Annotated in this window: 19 protein-coding genes and 4 tRNA genes; all 23 read right to left on the reverse strand. The window is 38.1% G+C overall.

All coding sequences use genetic code 11. The features are described from left to right. Positions 1-5: 5 nt before the first annotated feature. Positions 6-674, reverse strand: a complete 669-nt coding sequence (locus tag CLOAM_RS03665; protein WP_015424513.1) for an HAD family hydrolase — start codon at positions 672-674, stop codon at positions 6-8. A 40-nt stretch (positions 675-714) separates the two neighbouring features. Further along, a tRNA-Gly gene (locus tag CLOAM_RS03670) sits at positions 715-790 on the reverse strand. 1 nt (position 791) lies between these two features. Further along, positions 792-879: transfer RNA gene (locus CLOAM_RS03675), tRNA-Leu, on the reverse strand. 12 nt (positions 880-891) lie between these two features. After that, positions 892-965 (reverse strand) — tRNA-Cys (locus tag CLOAM_RS03680). Positions 966-977: 12 nt separating this feature from the next. Continuing rightward, a tRNA-Gly gene (locus CLOAM_RS03685) sits at positions 978-1,053 on the reverse strand. A gap of 52 nt (positions 1,054-1,105) precedes the next feature. Continuing rightward, on the reverse strand, positions 1,106-1,651 hold the full coding sequence (amrA, locus tag CLOAM_RS03690) for an AmmeMemoRadiSam system protein A (protein ID WP_015424514.1): 546 nt from the start codon (positions 1,649-1,651) through the stop codon (positions 1,106-1,108). Positions 1,652-1,669: 18 nt separating this feature from the next. Next, on the reverse strand, positions 1,670-2,488 hold the full coding sequence (gene amrB, locus CLOAM_RS03695) for an AmmeMemoRadiSam system protein B (RefSeq protein WP_015424515.1): 819 nt from the start codon (positions 2,486-2,488) through the stop codon (positions 1,670-1,672). Continuing rightward, positions 2,485-3,357, reverse strand: coding sequence for a ChaN family lipoprotein (locus CLOAM_RS03700; RefSeq protein ID WP_044278901.1), 873 nt, complete (start codon positions 3,355-3,357; stop codon positions 2,485-2,487). The genes amrB and CLOAM_RS03700 overlap by 4 nt, the downstream gene beginning before the upstream one ends. A 19-nt stretch (positions 3,358-3,376) precedes the next feature. Further along, positions 3,377-3,970: an IMPACT family protein gene (locus tag CLOAM_RS03705; RefSeq protein ID WP_015424517.1), complete on the reverse strand. Its 594-nt coding sequence runs from the start codon at positions 3,968-3,970 to the stop codon at positions 3,377-3,379. 86 nt (positions 3,971-4,056) lie between these two features. Then, positions 4,057-5,346 carry a Y-family DNA polymerase gene (locus CLOAM_RS03710; RefSeq protein ID WP_015424518.1) on the reverse strand — a complete coding sequence of 430 codons (1,290 nt, stop codon included), beginning with the start codon at positions 5,344-5,346 and terminating at the stop codon, positions 4,057-4,059. 1,728 nt (positions 5,347-7,074) lie between these two features. After that, entirely contained in the window at positions 7,075-8,259 is a 1,185-nt protein-coding gene (gene ftsZ / locus CLOAM_RS03715) for a cell division protein FtsZ (RefSeq protein ID WP_015424519.1), read from the reverse strand. Positions 8,260-8,271: 12 nt separating this feature from the next. Next, positions 8,272-9,543: a cell division protein FtsA gene (gene ftsA, locus CLOAM_RS03720; protein ID WP_015424520.1), complete on the reverse strand. Its 1,272-nt coding sequence runs from the start codon at positions 9,541-9,543 to the stop codon at positions 8,272-8,274. After that, positions 9,540-10,307 (reverse strand): cell division protein FtsQ/DivIB, encoded by a 768-nt coding sequence (locus tag CLOAM_RS03725; protein WP_044278902.1) that lies wholly within the window; start codon positions 10,305-10,307, stop codon positions 9,540-9,542. The genes ftsA and CLOAM_RS03725 overlap by 4 nt, the downstream gene beginning before the upstream one ends. Before the next feature lie 80 nt (positions 10,308-10,387). Beyond that, positions 10,388-11,782 carry a UDP-N-acetylmuramate--L-alanine ligase gene (gene murC, locus CLOAM_RS03730; protein WP_015424522.1) on the reverse strand — a complete coding sequence of 465 codons (1,395 nt, stop codon included), beginning with the start codon at positions 11,780-11,782 and terminating at the stop codon, positions 10,388-10,390. Beyond that, a complete protein-coding gene (gene murG / locus CLOAM_RS03735) occupies positions 11,776-12,864 on the reverse strand; it encodes an undecaprenyldiphospho-muramoylpentapeptide beta-N-acetylglucosaminyltransferase (RefSeq protein ID WP_015424523.1) in 1,089 nt (362 codons plus the stop codon). Before murG ends, murC begins: the two co-directional genes overlap by 7 nt. After that, positions 12,861-14,000 carry an FtsW/RodA/SpoVE family cell cycle protein gene (locus tag CLOAM_RS03740; protein WP_015424524.1) on the reverse strand — a complete coding sequence of 380 codons (1,140 nt, stop codon included), beginning with the start codon at positions 13,998-14,000 and terminating at the stop codon, positions 12,861-12,863. The genes murG and CLOAM_RS03740 overlap by 4 nt, the downstream gene beginning before the upstream one ends. Further along, complete coding sequence (murD, locus tag CLOAM_RS03745) at positions 13,987-15,339, reverse strand: UDP-N-acetylmuramoyl-L-alanine--D-glutamate ligase (protein WP_044278903.1); 1,353 nt, start codon at positions 15,337-15,339, stop codon at positions 13,987-13,989. Before murD ends, CLOAM_RS03740 begins: the two co-directional genes overlap by 14 nt. Before the next feature lie 13 nt (positions 15,340-15,352). Then, on the reverse strand, positions 15,353-16,456 hold the full coding sequence (mraY, locus tag CLOAM_RS03750) for a phospho-N-acetylmuramoyl-pentapeptide-transferase (protein WP_015424526.1): 1,104 nt from the start codon (positions 16,454-16,456) through the stop codon (positions 15,353-15,355). Further along, positions 16,456-19,305 carry a UDP-N-acetylmuramoyl-L-alanyl-D-glutamate--2,6-diaminopimelate ligase gene (locus CLOAM_RS09285; RefSeq protein ID WP_157859999.1) on the reverse strand — a complete coding sequence of 950 codons (2,850 nt, stop codon included), beginning with the start codon at positions 19,303-19,305 and terminating at the stop codon, positions 16,456-16,458. The genes mraY and CLOAM_RS09285 overlap by 1 nt, the downstream gene beginning before the upstream one ends. After that, a complete protein-coding gene (locus tag CLOAM_RS03765; RefSeq protein WP_015424528.1) occupies positions 19,302-21,500 on the reverse strand; it encodes a penicillin-binding protein in 2,199 nt (732 codons plus the stop codon). Before CLOAM_RS03765 ends, CLOAM_RS09285 begins: the two co-directional genes overlap by 4 nt. Then, positions 21,478-21,834 (reverse strand): hypothetical protein, encoded by a 357-nt coding sequence (locus tag CLOAM_RS03770; protein ID WP_044278904.1) that lies wholly within the window; start codon positions 21,832-21,834, stop codon positions 21,478-21,480. The genes CLOAM_RS03765 and CLOAM_RS03770 overlap by 23 nt, the downstream gene beginning before the upstream one ends. Further along, complete coding sequence (gene rsmH / locus CLOAM_RS03775) at positions 21,831-22,814, reverse strand: 16S rRNA (cytosine(1402)-N(4))-methyltransferase RsmH (protein WP_015424530.1); 984 nt, start codon at positions 22,812-22,814, stop codon at positions 21,831-21,833. The genes CLOAM_RS03770 and rsmH overlap by 4 nt, the downstream gene beginning before the upstream one ends. Beyond that, positions 22,811-23,251, reverse strand: coding sequence for a division/cell wall cluster transcriptional repressor MraZ (locus CLOAM_RS03780; RefSeq protein WP_044278905.1), 441 nt, complete (start codon positions 23,249-23,251; stop codon positions 22,811-22,813). Before CLOAM_RS03780 ends, rsmH begins: the two co-directional genes overlap by 4 nt. Positions 23,252-23,514: the final 263 nt, after the last annotated feature.

A 23,514-nucleotide genomic window follows, 5' to 3' on the forward strand; every position in this document is an offset into this window, starting at 1 on the left:
AAAGTTTATTTCCAGGTGCGGAACAGGTCTTCTGCCAGGGACTTAAAATCCCAATAAAAGCCATCAACTATCTCTTTTATCAGGGAATGCTGATCAGAGCTATCTTCATCATAAATGGCAAAAACGGTCATCCCTGCGGATTTTCCTGCTTGGACACCCGTTAATGTATCTTCAATTACCAGGCAATTTTCCGGTTTTTCCTCCAAGCGTTCCGCAGCTAAAAGATAAATATCCGGATAGGGCTTTCCTTTCAAATTTATATCTCCGGTAACAGCACACTGAAAATATTGCCACACAGAATTCCGAATAAGTACTTTTTTAGCCAGTTCAAGAGAATTACTCGTTCCCAGTCCTATTTTTATCCCTTTTTCTTGCAGACAAGAAAGCAGTTCTACAGCGCCTGGTTTCAGCATAATATCCGTTTCATAATGCTTGCTAACCATTTTTGTCCATTCCTGCATAATACTTTCAGGACTATCGGGCAAACCAAATCTATCCTTAAAGTACTGTGCGGTTTGAATGAAACTGTTTCCCTGAGGAAGCTCTGCAAAAAGATCAGGAGGAACTATAAGACCGCGGGTATGTAAAAATTCCCTGTCCACATTGCGCCAGAGCTGCATTGAATCAATTAAAGTTCCATCCATATCAAAGATTACTGCCTGGAAATTGTTCATCTACAGAAACATCCTTTATTGTATAACGGAATAATAAAACTGGAGCGGGAAACGGGATTTGAACCCGCGACATCAACCTTGGCAAGGTTGCGCTCTGCCAACTGAGCTATTCCCGCTTGGTACCAGAGGCCGGACTTGAACCGGCACGAGCTTTGGGCTCGAGGGATTTTAAGTCCCTTGTGTCTACCTATTCCACCACTCCGGCAAAATAATAAACTGGAGGCGACACCCGGATTTGAACCGGGGATAAAGGTTTTGCAGACCTCTGCCTTACCACTTGGCTATGTCGCCTAAAAAATTAACTGGAGCGGGAAACGGGGTTTGAACCCGCGACTTCAACCTTGGCAAGGTTGCGCTCTGCCAACTGAGCTATTCCCGCAAAATAATCTTTTCAGCAGTCACCAAAAAATAAATGACCACTTTTCTGTCAATCAAAATGTATCTGCTTCGCTAAAGACATCGGCAGTAAAACGATATACAACGCTGGCAGGATCAAGATATGCATTGGATGGTAATCCTGCTTTACGACACACCTCACGCAGAAAGGTCTCCGGTTGCCAATTGTATTCAACTGCCACCTGGGGCAAAAGTAAACCGCTACCATAAGGATGCTGAATGTAAAGTCCGTCTTTGCCAATTATCGGTAACTCGTTTTTTTGCATAGGAATAAGTTCACTCAAAATAGATATTTCAATAGTTACTTTTTCCAATTCCTTTTCTGTTAAAGGAGGGAAACGCGGGTCTTGAAAAGCAGCTGCTTCTGCCATTTCTTTCACACTTTCAGCAATGGACTTATAACCCTTAATATAACCGATACAACCACGCAAATTATCTCCAATATGTAAACTTACAAACACACCGCGTTTAGGACTGAAGGCAGGATCCTCAGGCAAAGAAACGGACTGATGTTTAAAACGAGCACTAATTGCATTTCGGGCAAGGGAAAGTAGTTCCTTTTTCTGTTCCGAAGTTAACATTTTTCCTCCTTCCAGATATTAAATATAAAGTTTAGCAGAAAGATAACCTACTACCTGAGAATCATTTCCGGATATCTTTCCCGAATGGGTATATTGAATTACTTTCATTTTGGCATTAGTGTAATGCTGTGCATAATACAACAGGCAGAGGATTCCCCCGATGCCGCATGCCTCACAATCGCTATGAATAATATCCTGCCAAAGATGTTCCGGGTCTAAAGCAGTAACATCTTTTACTAAAATACCATCCATTTCTTCGGCAGTTCGGGCACGATGGTAATGTGATAAATCTGAAGAACAGAGGATAACGATACGCTTTGTAGAACTGTAAATCGTTTCATAAAGTATATCTGCCAGGCGTTTTGCCACTGCAGGAATTTGATTGCCAAACATAATAGGCAAGATTTTTGCCTTGGGGAAAAAGTAATTTAATATGGGCAGTTGAATTTCCATAGAGTGCTCTTCCTGATGTAAGATGAGGGGGATATTTTGATCTGCTTCAGGAGCTATTTTGTTGTAAAGTTCCACATCCAAATCCAAAGTGCCTAAAGGATTTACATATTCCTGATAGGGAGAAACGCTGAAATCAAAATAGTTTGCCTGATGGCTGGGATGAAGAATTATGAAACAATCAATATTTTCGTGGGAAATACTATGTAAACCCAAAGTAGCACATTCACCGGAATACATATAACCGGCATGAGGAAGAATAACTCCTAAAGCTCTTTCCGAAGAAAGAGGAGTTACGGCATTGCTTATCCAACCCTCTATCTGCCGCTTGATCTGTTGTTCAAACCGGGGATAGAAGGTTCCAGCATGCATAGGATTGCGAATCATTGTTCACCTCCTTGATTAGGAAGATATATTATATAAGTTCCTGATTTTTTCTCTTCCGCAGTTAAATTTGCTGTCTGCCAATTTTCGCTATAGGAAGGGCTAATAACTGCAATTTTCTTATTAGGCAGAATTGACTGAACCCTACTGACAGTTCCGGAAAAATTACGGCTATGAAAATCACCGTTAAAATGGAGAACCCGGGCTTTGGGTTTCATTTTTAGGGCATTCACAATGCTTTCTGCCATAGTTTCATCTTTCAAACATTGAGCTTGATAAAGCCAATCCGGGTTATTATTCATCATCGGAGAATGCATATCTTCCAGGGTTGCTAGGAATGCCTTTTTATAGCTGTCATCAGGATAATCTATTTTATCGGGCAACCATTTTTTATCTTCTTCTGCTAATGTCTCAGTAAAGTCAGGTCCTGTTCTTGCCATTTTACCAGCGATAGAACGAGGAATATTAGCAGCTATTACAGTCAGTTTTTTCTGTTTGGCATATTCAATCAGGGGACGATAGTCATCCTGATAATTACTCCAGGGACGACTTTTAGCCAAAAATTCATCTTCACTAAGCCAACCTTCTATATAAGCATCCAAATCACTTTGGACATCGCGTTCAAACATTTCCAGAGAGAGAATCAGTTCTCTTTTTGTATCCAGCAGAGGAACAAGTTCTCTTTCCAGCTGATGGAGAGTAGCATTATCGTGAAATTCTCCGAAAAATATAATATCGTATTTTTCCAATCCTTTAGCCATTTGTTGCAATGTGAGAGTTTTACCATTGCGGGAATCCACAATACGATATTCATCTGCATTTAATATCGTTAAGTTCATTATTATGATTATAATTACTATGATATATTTCATTCTCACTTCCTTAATAGTTCTACTGATAATTTAAGCGAATTTTGTGTTTATTGCCATCAATAATTTTACGAAATTCCTTTTCTTGTTCAGCCGGAAGATTTAGTATAAAGCTAACTTCTTCAGACCATATCACTTGCTTTATTTCTCCTCCGATTGCCTGAAACGAATGTTTTAGATATTCAAAAGAAGCATAATCACAAACAAGAGGAAAGGAAATTAGCAGCTTTGCTTCTATCAGATTACTTTTCAGAATTGCCTGTTCAACCGCTTCAGAATAAGCAGCAATCAGTCCTTTTACACCTAATTTTATACCTCCAAAATAACGGGAAACAACAGCCAGAATATTTGTCAGGTCATTTCGCAAAAGTGTATTCAATATTGGTTTTCCAGCTGTTCCAGTTGGTTCTCCAGCATCTGAATAATAGATAATTTCTCTGTTTAAACCGTGAATATAGGCATAACAATTATGAGTGGCATCAGAAAAAAGCCGATAATGCTCATTCAAAATATCTTTAACTTCTTCTACATAGGGAAGAGGATACAACACTGCTACAAATCTGGAGCGCTTTATTTTTATTTCACTATCGGTCTTTTTTTCTATTGTATACAGCATTTTTTAACTCCCGCACTTTGAACTCCCGCACTCTTGTACTCCTGCACTTTGAACTCCGGCACTCCCGCACTTTGAACTCCCGCACTTTATTTCACCTTCGGAAGGTCATTCCAGTGGGTTGTATAATGAGGTGAAAGTTTTGCCCGTTTCATTTTCCAGTCCTTTTTTATTCCGCTACTGGCATAAAAAAGAGTGTCCTGACCATAAGTTCTATTTAGTTTATCCATTGCTTCCATCAGTTTTTTGCGTTTATCATCCAGATAATTTGTGTCCATAAAGCTTAAGGGAACATCTTTTTCGGGAATAATATCAGCCAACATTACTCCGGCTTTTTTAAATTCAAAACCCGGTAAATATAAGTCATCCAGCAGGTTAAGAGCTGTTTTTATCAGTTCGGGAGTATAAGCAGTAGGCGGAAAGAGAGTTGTAGAAAGGGAATTGTTGTATTGAGGTCCTTCCTTAAAACGGTTTGTAGAAAGAAACACCATCAGCAATCCAGCCACACTTTTTTGTTTCCGCAATTTTTCTGCGGCCCGAGTAACATATTCAGAAATTGCCTCTTGCAAGTCATTAAGAGAGGAAACCTGTTTACCAAAAGAGCGGGAAGTGACAATACTTTTTTTGTTTGCAGGAGCTTCATCCAAATCAATGCAAGCATAGCCACGCAGTTCCAAAACGGTTTTTAAGCCCACACTTGTTAAATAATGCTCTATAAATTTATCCTCTGCATCCCTCAATTGGAGCGCTGTTTCAATTTTATGCTGTCTTAAAAATTTATCATATTGCCTTCCAATTCCCCAAACTTCAGAGACAGGTGTTTTTGCCAGTGCTTTGGTAATGCGTTCATCATCCAGCAAACAAAGCGAACCTTGAAAAGCAGAATAGCGTTTGGCAAAATGATTGGCAACTTTAGCCAGCGTTTTGGTTTGGGAAATTCCCACCGAAACAGGAATTCCCGTCCATTGAAAAACCGTTCTTTTTATCTTTTTGCCAAAGTTCTCCAGGTCTCTATTTTTAAAGCCGTTTAACCCTAAAAATGCCTCATCAATACTGTATATTTCTACTTCCGGAGAAAACAGAGCAAGAACTTCCATCACTCTTGAACTCATATCCGCATAAAGAGCATAATTGGAAGAAAGTAATGTCCCACCGTGTTTTTTGATCAATCCCTCATATTTAAATCCGGGTGCTCCCATAGGAATTTTCAGGTCTTTAATTTCTTGCGAGCGGGAAACAATACAACCGTCATTATTAGATAAGACAGCTACCGGTTTATTATTCAATTTGGGATTGAAAACTCGTTCACAGGATACATAAAAATTGTTGCAATCCACCAGAGCAACAATGTTATCATTTTTTAAGCCGGTAGTATTCATTGTTTTCCTTTTCCTTCTGTTCTCTTTTTCTGTGTGTGACTTTATTCACTATTGCCTATTATTGTCAAGAAAAGTCAGTAAGGGAAGAGGAAGATTTTGTTTCCCGCAAATTACGCAAATTGCACGCAGATTTCACCAATAAAAATATTGCACCCGAATTTGACGAATTTTAGAACATTTTAATGGATAAGAGGGGGAGAATGGAAATGAAGAAGATAAAATTCAGAATGTAAAATGAATTTTGCTCGGTAAAAGGGTTAATATCTAAAAGGTTGAGATTCTTTAAAAGCCAAAAGAGCGAAACTGGAGGGTTGATGTCCCCATCAACTTCTTTTTAAAAATGGCTAAAAAACCCTTTGCCCTTCGCTCTCTGCCCTCTGCCAATAGCCCAAAAGAGCGAAACTGGAGGGTTGATGTCCCCATCAACTTCTTTTTAAAAATGGCTAAAAAACCCTTTGCCCTTCGCTCTTTGCCCTCTGCTAATAGCCCGTCAGGGCGAAACTTTTATAGCGATGGTGGCGTAAGCCCCTCGTTAAAATGAAAGCCCCGACTTTTTTTCTTTCTCCCTTTCCCACTAAAAAAAGCCCCAAAGGGCGACACAATGATAGCGATGGGTGTGTAAACCCCTCGGGAAAATGCGATTTTTTCGGTAACGAAATAGAGGTTAAAAGGTATTTGACCAGGAGGTCAAACTTCCTTTTTAAAAATCATTATAACTCCTAAATATTAATCTTAACCTTATAAAACCTATGTAGATAACTGAATATTTTGCCCACCCTGAACTATATTTATGTAATTGCTTGTTATATAGATGATTAAGTAATGACTCCGTAACACTTCCGTAACACTTCCGTTGTCTCGTTACGGGGTTGTTACTTGGTTGTTACTTTGTCATAAAATATTCAAGCAGGCAAGATTGCTACCTATCCTGATTTTTCAGAAATAGAAATTATATCATATTTTTATTTATAAAACATCAATGGTTGAGAAAATCCCGGGGAAATAGCAAAACAAAAAGCTCGGATTTTAACCCTGAGAATAGTTAAATAATAAAGAGAAAAAATCCTAAAAATAGGGCAGATGAAGAATATAAAAAAAGGCAATTTATCCCTAAATGGTAATAATTATCAGGCATAAAACGCGTAATTTTATTAAAGGATATAAATTCTGTTGTTCTAATGTCGTTCCTGCGAAAGCCGGAATTCAGTTAATAATAAAAAATATTTTATGCTTACTTTTCGCCGGATTGAAACCCGTCGTTAATATCTGTCGTTCCTACGGAACTTTTTCTCGGAAAAAGAGATAATGACTATCCTGCTTTCTTATCGCCGGGTTGAAAACCCGTCGTTAATATCTGTCGTTCCTACGGAACTCTTTCTCGGAAAAAGAGATAATGACTATCCTGCTTTCTTATCGCCGGGTTGAAACCCGTCGTTAATATCTGTCGTTCCTACGGAACTTTTTCTCTTATTTATGATTTACAAATATGGATAAAGTAATATTTCTCTTTATCTCTTTTTCTCTTTGTAAAAATATTCTCTTTTTCTCTTTCCCTCTTTGTAAAAATATTCTCTTTGTCTCTTTCCCTCTTTGTGAAAATATTCTCTTTTTCTCTTTCTCTCTTTGTGAAAGAAAAAAAACCGTCAGCTGGGGGTGCTGACGGTTAGTGAGCTTTGGACTTTTGTTTCACATAAACAAGGAGGAGTTTATGATGAAGCGTTTTTAATTTTAATCAAGTGCTTTCAGGAATGAAGGCACATCTGTTTTCAAAGGAGGAATGCGTGTAGGTTCATTCGCAGCGGCTTTAACTTCCTCTTTTGGTGTTGTTTGGTTAATACTCAAACGGGCAAAGATATCTTCAATTTCGGCATTAGTATCTTCAGGTTGAGTGATAGAAGAGACAGATTTTTCTCCGAATTCAGGCAAACCGGGGAAGTCAATAGTATGTTCTTTATCTTCTTTTTCTAAACCGGTAGCAATAATGGTAACCTGAATTTTTCCTGCCATAGCATCATCCAGAATAATACCCATAATGATATTAGCGGCTTTTCCGGTTTCACTTACGATAACATTGGAGACCTCATCAAATTCACTCATTAGGATATCATAACCGGCTGTGATATTTAACAGTAAGGACTGACAGCCCTGTAAACTGATATGTGATAAAAGAGGATTATCAATTGCGGCTCTGGCTGCGTTTATAGCTCTGTTTTCTCCTTCTGCAATTCCGCTGCCGATAAGAGCATAACCCATATTTTGCATAATAGCTTTCACATCAGCAAAATCTACATTAATAAGACCTGTAACATTGATAATGTCGCTAACTGCTCGGGCTGCTTCATAAAGAACAAATTCGGCTTTTTTAAATGCTTCCTTTAAAGTAAGGTTTGCATAGATTTCACAGAGTTTTTCGTTGGGAATAACCAGTAAAGTATCCACGAATTCTCGTAGATGTTTAATGCCGTAAATTGCATTTTCTGCTCTTTTTTTACCCTCATAGGGGAAAGGAGAAGTTACTATTCCAAAAGTTAAAATTCCCATTTCACGAGCAATTTTAGCGATAATAGGTGAGGCACCGGTTCCTGTTCCACCCCCCATTCCTGCAGCAATAAAAACCATATCTGCCCCATCCAGATGGCTTTTAATGTCCTCTTTGGATTCTTCTGCACTTCTGGCTCCAAGTTCAGGATTGGCACCGGTTCCTAATCCGCGGGTAAGTTTCTTTCCCAGTTGCAATTTCATATTGGCTTTACTTTTGGTAAGATCGCGGATATCGGTATTAGCTGCGATAAATTCCACACCGAATAAGTTATTCTCAATCATAGTATTGAGTGCGTTTCCACCTGCTCCACCTACACCGATAATTTTAATGTTGGTTCCGATTTGGGCGGGTTTTTCGTCAAATTCAATCATTTTATCCCCCTTTTAGGTAAAGTCCTTTAATATTTTTTTAACTTTATCTACGATTTTTTTCCCTTTTATGTTTGGCAGAGTAAAGCCCTTACTAACGGGTTCGTTATTTTTACCTGCCGCAAAGTATAAAATTCCTACAACGGTTGCATAAGCCGGGTCTTCCAAACGGCTAATCATTCCGTTTAAACGGGAAAGGTCTGGTGTGGCAATTTTTACATGGAGATTGAATGCTTCGGATAAAACAACCTCTATGTTTTTCAGTTTAGCTGTTCCCCCGCAAAGAATGATACCCGAAGTTACCAGTTCCGGGGTGTAAAATTCCTTTGCTTTATTGTAACAAAGAGAAAGCATTTCTTCTACCCGGTGTTGAATAACATGGCTAACTAAAAATTTGGTTTTGCGGCTGGTAGAGCGTCCACTAATTCCTTCCACATCAATTTCTTCTGTTTGGTCAACGCTGCTGGCAAGAGCGTTTCCATATTCTACTTTGATATATTCTGCATTGCCTAAAGTGGTCTTAAGTCCAATTGCCAGGTCTTCTGTGATATTTTTTCCTGCCATCGGCAAAACGAGGATTTTTTCCAGGGAACCGCGATTATAAATAGATAGGTCACAAGTTCCACCTCCAATATCAAGAACTAAAGCTCCCAGCCGTCGTTCATCTTCACTTAAAACAGATTCGGAAATAGCAATATGATTTAAAATAAAATTTTCAGGATTGATTTCATAACCTGCCAGCTGAATGCATTTACTTAAATTGCGCAAAGGGGTAAGTTCCGCTAAAATAGTATAGACCTTGGCAATTAAATGAAATCCATTCATATTCACGGGATTGTGAATATCATCCTGATTATCAATTACAAAGTTATGCGGAATTCCGTGCAAAATGCGAAAACGCTCCAGACCTTTCTGAATCTTAACGCTGTTTTTGGCATCATTGATAACCTGTTCAATATGTTCTTGAGTAATTTCTCCTGGTTCATTCGGTGTTTCGGAAGGGATGGAAATACGTCCGTCTCCAAATTGAGTCCGAATATGTTCTCCGGTAATATTGCAATAGATATTATTGGCAGAAGTTTTTCCTTCTTTTTCCGCAGTAGAAATTGCTTTTGCTACACAACCGGAAAGTGCCTGAATATCTTTAACAATTCCACCTTCAATGCCTTCGGAAGGATATTCGCCTAAACCTAATATTTCCAGACGTCCATCTCCAACTTCTTTGGCAATGATGCAACGAACATTGGAAGAGCCAATATCTAAAGCAGTTATGATTGATTGTTTCATTTATTGCCTGCCTTAACTACAACCTGATTTTTATAGCGCAAATCAACTACGCTATTTTTGTTTATATTGCCATTTTCCTGAACAAACTGATAACGTGCAAGCTGTTTAGCCAAGTCCTCCTGAGCAGGAATAATGCGTGTACCTGTTTTCGCATCAATAATATTAACCGTCTTATCTATTAAATAATATTCCGAAATCTGAGGAAGAAAATCCGGAGCTTCTTTGGTAATGCGTTTATGCAATTGTAATACCTGTTGTAATCCTACATTTTTCAGTTTATGTCCAGGTTTTATTTGATGGTTACTTAAATAGGTGCTATAAATTGGCATATCTTCTTTATAAATAGGGGAATACTTCATCAAAACAACAGCTTCGGAATCAATTGGATGCAAATCACCTTCAATTGTTTTCAGATATATTGCCGCTTTGCGTTCATTGATTTCCAGCTTTATGGTTGAAGGTAAACGCTTATGTAATTTAACATCCTTTACCCGGGAAAGATTCATTACCTTATTTTTAATATCCTCTGTAGGAATTGCCAGTAAATTCATTCCTATATAGGGTTGGGTAATTTTGTAAATTAAAGTGTCAGGAATTGCTTCGTTTCCAATAACAGTTACTTTTTGTAAAGTGAAAAGGTCTATATGCGTAAGACCAAACCAGATACCCGTTCCCAAAAGCGCTACACCAATTAAGGCAAAAAAGAAGAACAGGTAATAACGACTATTACCGCGACGCTTACGAGTACCTTTGTTTAGTTCCATAAGTTTATGTATCAAAGTCCTTTAGCTTACTAACAGTAAAATTTGAAAAACTGATTTCAGCTTTACAAGTTACTAATATTTTATTGCTTATGATTTGTGTCAACATAATTCTTCAATTGCCTTAAAATTTCTTCTCCATACTGCCAAATATTGCCTGCTCCCATAGTGATTAAAATATCTCCTTCTTTAAGGAGAGCAAGGGTTTGGCTCACTATTTCGGAATTGGAGTTAATTAAATGGACATTATGATGTCCACTTTGAATTGCGGCATCAGCAATCAGTTTGGAACTAATTCCCGGAATAGGTTGTTCCCGTGCAGGATAAATTGGAGCTAAAATGAGGCAGTCACAAGAAAAGAAGGACTTTCCGAATTCCTCATAAAAATCACGGGTCCTTGAGTATAAATGGGGTTGAAATAGAGCTACAATTCTCCTTTTGGCACTATCCTTAAAGCCCTCCAAAGTTGCTATAATTTCTGTAGGATGATGTGCATAATCATCATAAACGGTAATTCCACCTGCTTCACCCTTCAGATCAAATCTTCTGTAAACACCGCTGAATTTACCTAAGCCATCTTGAATAGCGGGAAAAGGGATATCCAATTCCAGACCGATGGATGCAGCCAGTAATGAATTCTGAATATTATGTTTACCGGTAACTTTCAAAGAAATGCGTCCCAGCTTATAATCCTTAAACAGAAGGTCGTAGGAAGAATTGAAACCCTGCATATCAATATCTCTTGCTTGCACATCTGCCTGACGAGAGAAACCGTAGGTAACTATTTTTTTATGAATAAAAGGTAAGATTGCTTGCACGCCAGGATCATCCAAACAGGCAATAACACTGCCAAAGAAAGGAACTTTATTGGCATATTCTATAAAAGAACTCTTAATTTCATCAAGATTACGGTAACAATCCAGATGGTCTGCATCTACATTAGTAATACCTGCAATACAAGGAGTTAGGGTTAAAAATGAATGGTCATATTCATCCGCTTCTACTACGATATATTTTCCACTGCCCATCACATTGTTACTGCCAAAATTTTTCACTTTTCCCCCAACGATGATAGTTGGTTCCAAACCTGCACTTTCTAAAACAGAACCAGCCATAGAAGTGGAAGTTGTTTTGCCATGAGTTCCGGCAATTCCGATAGAAAAACTCATTCGGGTAATTTCAGCCAGCAATTCTGCTCTGCGGATAACAGGTATTTTCATTTCGTAGGCAGATACAATTTCCGGATTGTCATCATTTATTGCGCTGGATTTTACTACTACATCTGCATCGCCGATATTTTCGGGGTTATGACCTTCAAAAATCTTTATGCCGAGGGATTCCAAATGAGTTGTAATATCCGATTTTTTAAGATCGGAGCCGGTAATTTCTAAACCCTGATTGTGCAGAAATTCAGCAATTCCGCTCATTCCGATACCTCCAATTCCGACAAAGTGTATTTTTCTGGTTCTTCCTAACATTCTTCCTCCTCTTTACTATTAAGATAGTTTAGAATGTACTCAATTATTTTTTGGGCTGCCTGATTGGGTGGAAGCGAAGCTAACTTATTCCGGTAATATTCCAGATTTTCAGTTATTTTTTTGATGTTTTCTACAAGGGAAAAGGGAGTTAATTTACTTTGTTCTAAAAGCACTGCAACTCCTTTTTCCTGTTGAGATAGAGCATTATAATACTGATGATTTTCAGCAGCTGTAGGCAGAGGAATAAGAATAGCCGGAAGACGATTTTCTTCCAGTTCCGCAATAGTCATAGCTCCTGCTCGCGTAATAGCTAAACTGCATTGGGAAAGCATTTTGGGCAGGTCAGGCGAAAAAGCAAAAATATAAACACCTTCCCTTCCTTGATGTTTGGCAGAAAAACGCTCGTAACTTATTTTTCCCGTTTGCCAAATAATTTGATAGCCCAAAGATAATATATCCGAAATTGCCTGATTGACAACTGTGTTTATAGCAACAGAACCCTGGCTTCCTCCGCTAACTATAAGCGTTGGTTTATCGTTTTTCAAGCCCAAAGAGTTAAGTTCAAAAGGTTTCTGATCCTTGTTTGTTATCTGTCTAAGCGGTATTCCATAGTTTACCAATTTTGCACGGCGTAAATATTTCCTGCTGTTTTCAAAGGAAATGAAAATAGTGTTAATCCATTTTGCCATTTTACGGGTTACCAAGCCGGGGTAACTATTACTTTCATGGAAGAACAAAGGGATTTTTAATAAAGCCGCAGATATGGCTACGGGACCAGCTACAAAACCACCAGTGCAGATAACTGCCTGCGGTTTTTCTTTTTTCATAATGTTTACAGCAGTAATAACACTGCCTAACAAATAAAAGGGAACCAGCATATTCTCCGGTTTTAAGGAACGATGTAATTTCTGCACTTTAATCTGCCGAAAGGGATAACCTGCCGAAGCACAAAGCGTTTCTTCAATGCTTTGGCGATTACCTAAAAAAAGGACATTATGCTTATGCCTTACCAATTCATCAGCCAGTGCCAATGCAGGAGTAATGTGACCTCCTGTTCCGCCTGCACCAAAAATGAATTTCATACATATCTCCGCTGAGCACTGATATTTAGAAGCATTCCTAAAGCTATGGAATCAATAAGTAAAGCCGATCCACCATAACTTATAAAAGGTAAAGTATTTCCTGTTGGCGGTAAAATGGACATTGCTACTCCGGTGTTGACTAACACATTGCAAAAGATATTCATTGCCAAGCCCACACCTAAAAACCTTAAAAATCGGTTTTCTTGTGCATTTGCCATCCGGAAACAACGGAAAAAGAGAAAACAATGTAAACCAAAAACAATTAGGGCTCCAATAAAACCCCATTCCTCTCCAATTACAGTATAAACATAATCCGTTCTGGCTTCGGGAAGATAATAATGTTTTGCCCTTCCTTTTGCCATACCGGTTCCGATAAGACCTCCACTGGAAAGAGCGGTTAAACTTTCTTTCACTTGATAATCACTATCCTCAATTTTGATTTCGCCTTCGGGTCTTAAAAATAAACTGAATTTCTTGTAAGTTGTTAAACGTCCCTTTCTATAATCCGCTCCATTGGCTAAAATTAATACGCCAGCTATGATGCCAATAAGAGCTAAAGAAATAAGAACGCGTTTTTTAGTTCCAGCATAAATAAGCATAGCATATAGGGTTAACCCACCTATAATTAGAGTACTTAAATGGCGTTCCATAATAATCAACAGGAAGGTTATGCCCGTTATTACTATTAAAGCAAAAAAATTAGTAAAAAAGTGAGGTGGATTGGAAGCCACAAGTTCATCATACTTTTTATCCAATATGTGAGCAAAATAAAAGACCAATGCTAACCGAGCCAATACACTGGGCTGAAAATTAATAAAGCCCAAACTTAGTTGACGCGTAGCACCTTTAACTGTGCTTCCTTTTAGCAGAACAATAATTAACAGGATGATAGTGAGATAAACAAAATAAGGAGAAAGAACTCTTAGTTTTTCCAGATTAAAGGTATAAAGAATTACAACCACTGTGATCATTGATATAATCAAAAATACGAGTTGCCTGTAAAAATACTTCATAGAACTCTGGACAGAAGAAATATCCAGCAAGGTTATTAAACCTACCAGACAGAGCAGACAATAGGCGATCAAAATTACCTTATCAAAACTGACGATATAACTTGGTGTCTTATTTCTTCTCATTTTCTCTACCTATTCGGGCTACAATTTCCTTGAAGAAATTTCCCCGTTCCTCATAATTATTAAAGCGATCAAAACTGGCACAAGCAGGTGAAAGAACAATTATATCTCCTTCATCAGAATCAGAGAATGCTTTCCGTACAGTCAACTCAAAATCGGCAATGCATTCCAAAGGGATTTTACCGGAGAAGGTTTTACGCATTTTTTCCCGTGTATCACCTGTCAGATATGCTTTTTTTACTTTTTTTTGCAAATCAGCAGCAAGCACACTATAATCCTCTCCTTTATCAGAACCGCCCATAATAATACGAATCGGTTGTTCAAAACTGTTTAATGCACTGCGCACAGAATCGGTATTGGTAGCTTTGGAATCGTTATAAAAAGAAACACCTTTTATTGTATCTACATATTCCAGACGATGCGGGAGCGATTTAAAACCCTTTACCGCTTCGGCAATTTTTGTCGGTTCAGGAATTAAAGCATAAACTGCCAGCATTGCAGACATCGCATTGGCATAATTATGCGGTCCCTTAATGGCAAAGTAAGAAAGCGGAACTTTGGTTTCGCTGCCAAACTGAATATAGTTATTTGCCAGATAAGCAAATGCGTTATCGTTTGGGGACAAAGAGAAATATAGTTTCCTGGCTTTTATATCCTTAGTGAAATGTTTAACTTCAGGGGAATCCCAAAACAGGACTGCGGTATCTGTCATTTCTTGATTTTTGAAAATGTTTACCTTACTTAAGGCATAGTCCTCAAAGGAATTATAGCGGTCTATATGATCCGGTGTAATATTCAAAAGCACGGCTACATCGGGTTGGAAACTATTAATCAGGTCTAACTGGAAGCTGCTGATTTCCAAAACGATATAGTCCCACCCGGGTTTTTCTATATCATAACTGCAAAAGGCGTCGCCAATATTTCCTGCTAAAAGGGATTTTTTGCCTAATCCTGTAAGAATATGATGAATTAAGCTAACGGTTGTGCTTTTTCCGTTAGAACCAGTAACAGCAATAATTTTAGAGTCCTTTGCCTTTATTCTGTAACCGAGCTCAATTTCACTAATGAGTTCTATATTTTTTTCTTTTGCCTTTTGCAGAATAGGTGTATTTAAAGGAATACCGGGGCTAACTATCAGGCAATCACATTCCAGCAGTTTATTGGTATGGCCTCCAAATTCACAAGGAAAATCCTTTTCCAGTTTTTCTGCTGAAGGAATTTCTTTTGCCGGGCGCAATTCACTTAAGAAAGGAATAACACCAAGTTCTTTCAGCTTATAGGCAGAAGCGATTCCGCTGCGAGCCAAACCTATAATTCCGTATTTTTTATCTTTATCTATCATTCTATAGCATCCTTTAGCGTAGCTTGATAGTTGATAAGGCAACTGCAGTAAGCAAGGCAGCCACAATATAAAAACGCATCACTATTTTGGATTCGTGAATACCTTTCAGCTCGTAATGATGATGAACCGGAGCACAAAGAAAAACTCTGTGTCCCTCACCGTATTTGCGCTTTGTATATTTAAACCAGAAACGCTGAATAATAACACTAAGTGCCTCATATACAAAGATAAAGCCAAGAATAAAAAAGAAAATTTCCTCTTTCAGCAAAATAGAAATTACAGCGGCAATACCTCCTAAGGTTAAAGAACCGGTATCTCCCATAAAAACTTCTGCTGGATAGCTATTAAACCAAAGAAAACCCATTAAAGTTCCCATTATAGCACTGATGAAAACAGTCAGTTCTCCAGCACTGGAAATAAATTCCAGATTCAAATAATCCGCTGCTATGTAGTTTCCTTTCAAATAACTCATCACTCCCAAGCCCAAAAAAGAAAAGATTAAAGTTCCGGCTGCCAATCCATCCAAGCCATCTGTCAAATTTACGGCATTGGAAGTTCCGGTTATAAAAAGAACCGCAAAAGGAATGAAAACCCAGCCCAAGGGAACTATCAGGTTTTTGAAAAAAGGAATTTGCAGAGCAGTAATATTTTCCGAAACGGAGCTGCTGTAGTAGATAGCCAGGGTAAGAATTAAACCGACGGAAATCTGACCTAAAAGTTTATAACGGGGAATTAGTCCTTTTTTAGCTTTCACATAATTTTTCAAATAATCATCTAAAAAACCCAAGATACCTAACCAAACAGTAGTGAGAATGATCATTAAAATTGCTGGGTTGGTTAATACATTCCATAAAAGAGAAGAAATCAGCAATGAAACCAGAATAATTATACCTCCCATTGTCGGAGTTCCCTGTTTCAAACGATGCCTTTCCGGAAGGTCTTCATCTATTGTCTCTACAGCAGATTTTTTTTTCAGCATTCTAATAAAGGCAGGACCTACCAATAGAGATATTATTAGGGAAGTAATGAAAGCTCCTATGGAACGGAAGGTTACATAGCGGAAAACATTAAAAACAATGCTATACTTTGCCAGAGGGTATAGAAGATGATAAAACATTAGTCCTCTCCTTTCAAGATAGGGATTACACGCTCCAACTGAATTGCATGTGAGCCCTTTACTAAGATAATGGCATTTTCGGGAAGGGAATTCAATTTTCGGTCAGCAATCAGTTCTTCCACTGTGTTGTAATGAAAAATAGGGCTTTCTTTTTCCGGATGATAAATACGGGAATAGTTTCCAACAGTATATAATTTTTCGTAACGCATTTCTGCTAACATTGCGGAAATCATTTGGTGATATAAAATAGAGCTTTCTCCCAGTTCCAGCATATCACCCAAAATAGCATAATGAGGTTGTTCCGGATTTAGTTCCTGCCAATATTCCAGTGCTTTTTGCATTGAATAAGGATTAGCATTGTAGCAATCCAGAATTAATAATCCTGTTCCTCTTTTTTCTACCTGATTTCTCAATTCCAGCTGAATAGGTTTATTTAATGCCGTTTGCATCTTTTCTTTGTCTATTCCCAGTTTTAATCCCAAAACAATGGCAAAAGCAGAATTTATTGCATAGTGTGGCGCTCCATAAGGTAAAAACCACAAGTCCTCATTCAAGTAAAACGATTGATTATCTTTATTACATTTATGCCGAGTTATTCTATAATCGCTATTCTCATTGTAACCGATGCTTATTCCTTCATTGGCAAGATAATCAAAGCGAAAATCATCCCCAGGATATAAACGCAAAGCAAGCGGTCTCTTAAAAAGAGTGATTTTTTCTCTAAAAACGCCTTCTTCATCCCCGAAATATTCAAGATGAGAAGGTCCGATATTCAAAATAATACCAATATCAGGATTAGCTACATCAGCCAGAGCAGCAATTTCTCCAAAGTGATTGGTTCCCAGTTCAAAGATTGCATACTGCTGTTCCGGCTTGATTCTGATAATAGTTTTACATAAGCCGATTATATTATTTTCATTTGCCAGTGTCTTTAAAACGGGAGCTGAGCTTTGCAGAACTTGAGCCATTAATTCTTTACAGGTAGTTTTACCTGTGCTTCCTGTGAGGGCAATTCTCTTGGCTGGGAACAGCTGTAAATATTTTCTGCAGATAAGCCCCATTGTCTCAAGGCAATTTTCCACTTGATAATAGCTATTTTCCTCTGAGAATTGATTAAGCGGATAAGGTATTTCCCCGATTGCACAATTCTCTTTAATTTTCAGGACATCTCCCAGATAGCTGTGTCCATCGTATTTTTCACCTTTTATAGCTATAAAAACACTTCCCGGCTTTATAGAACGGGAATCTATAGAAAGATAATTATAAGAATATGTTTCTTGGTATCCATTAGGTTCTGGTTCCCAATTTGGCAAGAGTAATAATTTCAACAGGGTTTGATCTATCGGCAAAATCAATTCGTCATCAGCTTTATCTTTTATTTCTTTTTCGGCAAGAGCTTTCAAGGTCTCTTCGCGGTCATTAAAATGATGTCGGACACCTTCAATTTCCTGATAATCTTCACTTCCTTTTCCACAGATAAGAACTATATCCTCTTCTTGGGCAAGACGGATTATGGAAGAAATTGCCTGTTGCCGATTTCTGATAATCCACCAAGGCAAAAAGATATCTGAAGAGGAAACAATATCTTTAATAATCCTTTCCGGATTTTCACTACGAGGATTATCGTCACTGATAATAACAACATCACTATGATTTAAAGCTGATTTTAGCATTAAAGGTCTTTTACCCTTATCTCTATCGCCTCCAGCGCCGATTAAACAGAGAATCCTTTTATGAGGCAAATCTTCCACTGCTTTTAACACATTATCTATTGCTTCGGGGGTATGGGCATAATCAATAAAAATTCCGATATTAAAGTTATTTTCCACTCTTTCCAATCTGCCTTGAACGGGAGGAATATCCTTCAGAGAATTGTGTATTGCCTCAGGACTGAATCCTAAAGCATATAATGTTAAAACTGTTAAACCCAGGTTTTGAATATTGAAACTGCCAATTAAACGACTGGTAACCGGAATTTCGCAATTTTCCGCAATCAGCTTAAAACTGCTGGTGTTTATATCCGTTTTTATATCCGAGTATTGAAATTCAGCATCATTGCCCCCAAGAGAATAAACTTTTGCCTGCTTTTCTTTCAGCATATCCTTTATCTGAACTCCAAAAGCATCAGCCGTATTGATAACAGATATGCTGCCATCTTTTGCTCCTTGTTCAAAAAAGCTCATCTTGGCTTTGCCGTAATTTTCCAGGGTTTGGTGAAAATCAAGATGGTCGCGTCCCAGATTGCTAAATAGACAGTAGTCAAATTTAACTCCGTAAATCCTGTCCAGAGAAAGAGAATGAGAAGAAACCTCCATCACCACATAATCAACTTTTGCTTCTATCATTTGCCCAAAAATTTCATTCAGTTCAATGATATCGGGAGTTGTTCTTTCGGAGGGGAATGCTTTACCTTCAATATAGTAACCCAAAGTTCCAATCCAGCCGCAACGGAAGCCCAGATTTCTTAATGCTTCATAGAGCAACAAGGAAGTAGTAGTTTTGCCATTCGTTCCAGTTATACCTATTAATGTATAAGGAATTTTTTGGGGCAGCATTACGGTTCTGGCAATAACAGCAGCTGCTTTACGAGTATCTTTCACTTTAATATAGGGTATATCTCTTTTATTGATTTCCCTGCAGACAATAATAGCGGCACCTTTTTCCAAAGCGGAATTGATGAAGTTATGTCCGTCAAAATTAGCACCTTGAATGCAGACAAATATATCTCCGGGCTTAATTTTCCGGTTATCTGTCTGCACTTTTCCTTGCCAGTTTTCCAGCTTTGCCAAATTTGCTGTTTCCACAAGGAGAGAATGCTGTTGAAGGGCATATAGGATTCTGTTTATCACAAAGATGCCTCCAGATAGCATTTACTGCCTTTCAGAATTCTACTTCCTGGAAGCACGGATTGTGAACGCACCATTCCTGAACCGCGAATATTAACTGCCAGTCCTTGAATTGATGCCTGTTTTAATGCTTCCCGTAAACTAAGTCCTACTAAATTGGGCATCGTGCCTGTTTCATAAACGGGAGCTTTTTTATCGGCATTGGGTCCTATTTTTAAGGTTATAGGATAATGGGGGTCTACCGTAACTCCCGCTTTAGGATATTGATCTATAACAATGGAAGCAGAATCGGGTCCTTCCACTTTATATTGAAAACCGTAATGGCTAAGTGTATTTTCTGCTTGAAAGAGATGCATTCCGGTTAATTTTGGCATAGTTAACGAGGTCTGCATCAAGCGTTCATTATAGGGTAAAATCTGACAATCGGGCATAAAGAGGATATTTTCCACAATCTTTTTAAAGGTTGGAGCGCTACTTGTGCTGCCATAATGAAAACCGGGAGCAGGTTCATCAAAAAAGACCACAACTACCATCTGGGGTTTTTCAATAGGAAACATACCTATAAATACGGAACTGTATTTTCCCTGGCTGTAACCTTTAGTGCCGGTTATATTTTTTTGAGCGGTTCCTGTTTTACCGCCAACCTGAATATAATCCATTTTTATATGTCTGGCAGTTCCAGAATCTACAACTCCTTGCAGATAGGATTTAATTGTATCCGTAGCAGCGGTAGAGGCAACATTGCGTAAGACGGAGGGCTCAAATTGTTCAATAATTTTGCCTTCGTCATCTTTTATGGTTTCCACAATTATGGGCTTCATCAGTTTTCCACCGTTAGCTATGGCACTATAGGCAGTGGCAAGTTGTAATGCAGTAGTAGAAATTCCTTGTCCAAAAGCTATGGAATGTAAAGTATAGCCATCCCAATTTTGCAGTTTGGCAAACATTCCACTGGATTCACCTGCCAAATTCAAAGCCGTTTTTTGGCCAAAACCCAAAGCGATGAAATTTTCATAAAGCCGCGTAGGACCAATTCTTTCAGCTATTTTAGCAATACCTACATTGCTGGATTTGGTTATAATTTCCCGGGGAGTTAATTCTCCATATTGATGCGTATCGGAAATAACCCTTCGTCCTACTTGATATCTACCGCACTGAAATGTTTCAGTTGGTTTAACGAGTTTGTGTTCAATTGCTGGTAGCATAGTTAAGGGCTTCATTGTAGAGCCGGGTTCAAACATAAAACTAACAGGAATATTGGATTTTACCCTCACGAAATTGGGGTCTTCTGTTTTATCTTCTCCGGAAACACCTGCCATAGCTAAAATTTTACCTGTATTGGGGTCCATAACAATAGCGCCGGCATTTTTGGCTCCATAATTTTCCATCCCTTCGTAAAGGGCATTTTCCACAATCTCCTGTATCTTGGAATCAATTGTTAAATATAAATTATATCCGTTTTCCGGCTTTTTGGAATGAAGATTAGGATAGGGAACAGGTTGATGATTAGCATCTAAAACAACTTCTTTCCAACCGTAGTTTCCGGAAAGGTATTTATCGTAAGTGGATTCAATTCCGCAGACCCCGGCAAGTTTGTAGAGGGATTTACTATTTGTAGCAGGGTCATAGCCATCGGAGACCTCGCGCACAGAACCTAAAACTCTGGCAGCTAAAATGTCCTTGGAATAAATTCTTTTCATTGAGGCAAAGCTGTGAACCAAACCGGGCATATCCTTTGTCTTTAGTTCCTTGATTAATTTATCCAGTTCCACTTCGCTTATTTTATTGCTTATTTGAATAGAACTGGTTTTATTTCCATAATTCAAGCGCTTTATTACATCATCTTTATTTAGAGTGGTGTGAGAGGACATAACCTCGGCATACTTTTCAAATGCTTTTTCTAAAGGTATTTTTTCTTCTTTTGCCCAAGATGCAACAGAACTACGGTCAATATCTATCTGATAATAGATTACGGAGCTTACTAAAAGATTACCCTGGGCATCTAAAATAGAACCCCGACGCGGAATCAGGATTTCTTTTTGGGGTGTATAACGCATTCTTCTTGCGCCTGCTAGATGAAAAGGGTCTAAAATCTGAATGCAGAATAAATATGCAATCCAGATAACAGCTACCAGAGCAAAAATAACAACTAAAAAGTAATAACGGGATTTCATCTTAGTCCAGCAAAATTTGCACATTCTTGGCTTCTGCTTTTTTAGACAACAGGTCTATGATGCAATAGGTCTTCTTTTCCTGTTTGGGAGAGGGCTCATGCACATAAATAATTTTACCTGCTTGTTTTTCAGGAATGAAATTGCTCAATTCCACTCTTACTAAAGAAGCAATATGCTTTCCACTGCGTAAATCATCAAGCTCTACCAGTAATTCCGTATTAATGTTCTTTTCCGCATAATAGGTCTTTTCCAGAGTAGATATTTGTCTGGTATAATTCACAATGCGGTTGTTGTTATAAAAATTGAGAAAAAATACAACTGCGAATAGGGACACGAGAATCAGGATTTTTCCTCTCATTTTTCCTCCTGTGAATTTTGTCGGTTTGGTTTCCGACTGGTTTTTGTTTCTCTTTTTTCCCTTTGCACTTTTTCTCCCGCACGCAATTTTGCACTGCGTGAACGGGGATTAACTAAAATTTCTTCTTCCGTGGCTGTTACAGGTTTTTTGGTTAAAATAATTAACTGCTGCTGATGGTTTTTATTACTATTAGGTAAAACCGACTGCTCTTCATTTTTCTGTTCCGCTTTTTTAAATGTCTGTTTCACAATTCTATCTTCCAGCGAATGATAGCTGATAACAACTATCCTGCCTTGGGGATTTAACAGATTGATGGCATCCTGCAAAGCAAGGGAAAGGGATTCCAATTCTTTATTTACATAAATTCTTAATGCTTGAAAAACTCTAACTTTGGTTTTTAATGATGCTTTTGTTCCTTTTCCTGCTATGCTTTCTACAATTTTTGCCAGTTCTCTTGTGGTCTTTATAGGTTTGGAACTTTTTTCTATGGCTTTGGCTATACGATAGGCATTTTGTTCTTCTCCGTATTCTCTGAAAATATTGGTCAGTGTTTTAGTGTCCAATTCGTTAACCGCATTATAGGCACTGTTTTTCAGGTTTTTATCCATTCGCATATCCAAAGGAGCATCTTTTTCAAAACTGAAACCGCGTTCCGTGCATTCCAGCTGGTGAGAAGAAACACCCAAATCAAAAAGAATGCCATCAATTCCTTTTATTTTACGATAGGCAAGCTCCGTGCGTAATTGTTTAAAATTAGCTTGTATCAGTTCTACATTATTATAGTTATGAAGTATTTTTCCTGCTTCTTCTATTGCCTCACTATCCTGGTCAAAACAATATAGCTTAATTTCAGGTTGGGCTTTTAGCATAGCTAAACTATGTCCTCCACCTCCGGTTGTGGCATCTACATAAATATATCCTGCTCTCAAATTTAAGTAGGAGAGGCATTCTTTAACCATCACCGGAGTGTGAAAAGTCATAATTGATAATCCTCAGAAGTGAATTGTTTACGATGTTGATTGAGTTTACTGGCACGCACTTCATTATAAACCTTGGGATTCCAAAGTGAAATATAATGTCCTTCACCTTTAATAACAACACTATCCGTAATATCAACTTCATTTAATAGCATTTCATGAATGCGCACCCTTCCAGGTCCTTCCAATTCCTGTTCCGTCATCGCAAAATCAATTAATTGAGTGCGAAGTTTATGACAATGTTCATCACCGTTTTGTAAGCGTTCCAGTGTTGCTTTCCAGCAATCCAAAGGATAAATGGCAATCGTATTATTGGGACCTAAAGTAACAACAACCTTTTTTTCCGCTTCTTCCGAAAATTTCTTCTTGAAAGCAGCCGGAATTATTACCCTTTGTTTATGCACAGCATTTTCAAAGATACCAAGAAATTCACCAGACATAGCTGACATCCTTTTTTTCCGGTTTCCTAAAAAAACCGTTCTTTGCTTTACTGTCCGTGCTTTTTTGTCTCATTTCCGTGAACCACCTTGAGATTTTTTGAGTTTTTCTGAGTTCCTGTGGTTCTTATATGACACTTCGTTTTTCTTGTCAAGTGCAAAATGCATTTTTTTTCAAATTTCTAAATTACTGTTCTCCTTATTTCAGTTGAAAGACGAATGTTTATTATTTTGTTATACTTGGAGTTAGAATAGTAATAAGTAGT

Source organism: Candidatus Cloacimonas acidaminovorans str. Evry (assembly GCF_000146065.2).
Classification (GTDB): Bacteria; Cloacimonadota; Cloacimonadia; order Cloacimonadales; family Cloacimonadaceae; genus Cloacimonas; species Cloacimonas acidaminivorans.

Excerpts from the sequence above, each read along its gene's own strand:
- ftsA (WP_015424520.1), bottom strand. The coding sequence starts at position 9,543 with ATGAAACAATCAATCATAACTGCTTTAGATATTGGCTCTTCCAATGTT.
- CLOAM_RS03765 (WP_015424528.1), bottom strand. The coding sequence starts at position 21,500 with ATGTGCAAATTTTGCTGGACTAAGATGAAATCCCGTTATTACTTTTTA.
- amrA (WP_015424514.1), bottom strand. The coding sequence starts at position 1,651 with ATGTTAACTTCGGAACAGAAAAAGGAACTACTTTCCCTTGCCCGAAAT.
- murD (WP_044278903.1), bottom strand. The coding sequence starts at position 15,339 with ATGATAGATAAAGATAAAAAATACGGAATTATAGGTTTGGCTCGCAGC.
- murG (WP_015424523.1), bottom strand. The coding sequence starts at position 12,864 with ATGAAATTCATTTTTGGTGCAGGCGGAACAGGAGGTCACATTACTCCT.
- CLOAM_RS03705 (WP_015424517.1), bottom strand. The coding sequence starts at position 3,970 with ATGCTGTATACAATAGAAAAAAAGACCGATAGTGAAATAAAAATAAAG.
- mraY (WP_015424526.1), bottom strand. The coding sequence starts at position 16,456 with ATGTTTTATCATCTTCTATACCCTCTGGCAAAGTATAGCATTGTTTTT.
- CLOAM_RS03770 (WP_044278904.1), bottom strand. The coding sequence starts at position 21,834 with ATGAGAGGAAAAATCCTGATTCTCGTGTCCCTATTCGCAGTTGTATTT.
- CLOAM_RS03780 (WP_044278905.1), bottom strand. The coding sequence starts at position 23,251 with ATGTCTGGTGAATTTCTTGGTATCTTTGAAAATGCTGTGCATAAACAA.
- CLOAM_RS03710 (WP_015424518.1), bottom strand. The coding sequence starts at position 5,346 with ATGAATACTACCGGCTTAAAAAATGATAACATTGTTGCTCTGGTGGAT.
- CLOAM_RS03725 (WP_044278902.1), bottom strand. The coding sequence starts at position 10,307 with ATGGAACTAAACAAAGGTACTCGTAAGCGTCGCGGTAATAGTCGTTAT.
- CLOAM_RS03740 (WP_015424524.1), bottom strand. The coding sequence starts at position 14,000 with ATGAGAAGAAATAAGACACCAAGTTATATCGTCAGTTTTGATAAGGTA.
- CLOAM_RS03700 (WP_044278901.1), bottom strand. The coding sequence starts at position 3,357 with ATGAAATATATCATAGTAATTATAATCATAATAATGAACTTAACGATA.
- murC (WP_015424522.1), bottom strand. The coding sequence starts at position 11,782 with ATGTTAGGAAGAACCAGAAAAATACACTTTGTCGGAATTGGAGGTATC.
- CLOAM_RS03665 (WP_015424513.1), bottom strand. The coding sequence starts at position 674 with ATGAACAATTTCCAGGCAGTAATCTTTGATATGGATGGAACTTTAATT.
- amrB (WP_015424515.1), bottom strand. The coding sequence starts at position 2,488 with ATGATTCGCAATCCTATGCATGCTGGAACCTTCTATCCCCGGTTTGAA.
- ftsZ (WP_015424519.1), bottom strand. The coding sequence starts at position 8,259 with ATGATTGAATTTGACGAAAAACCCGCCCAAATCGGAACCAACATTAAA.
- rsmH (WP_015424530.1), bottom strand. The coding sequence starts at position 22,814 with ATGACTTTTCACACTCCGGTGATGGTTAAAGAATGCCTCTCCTACTTA.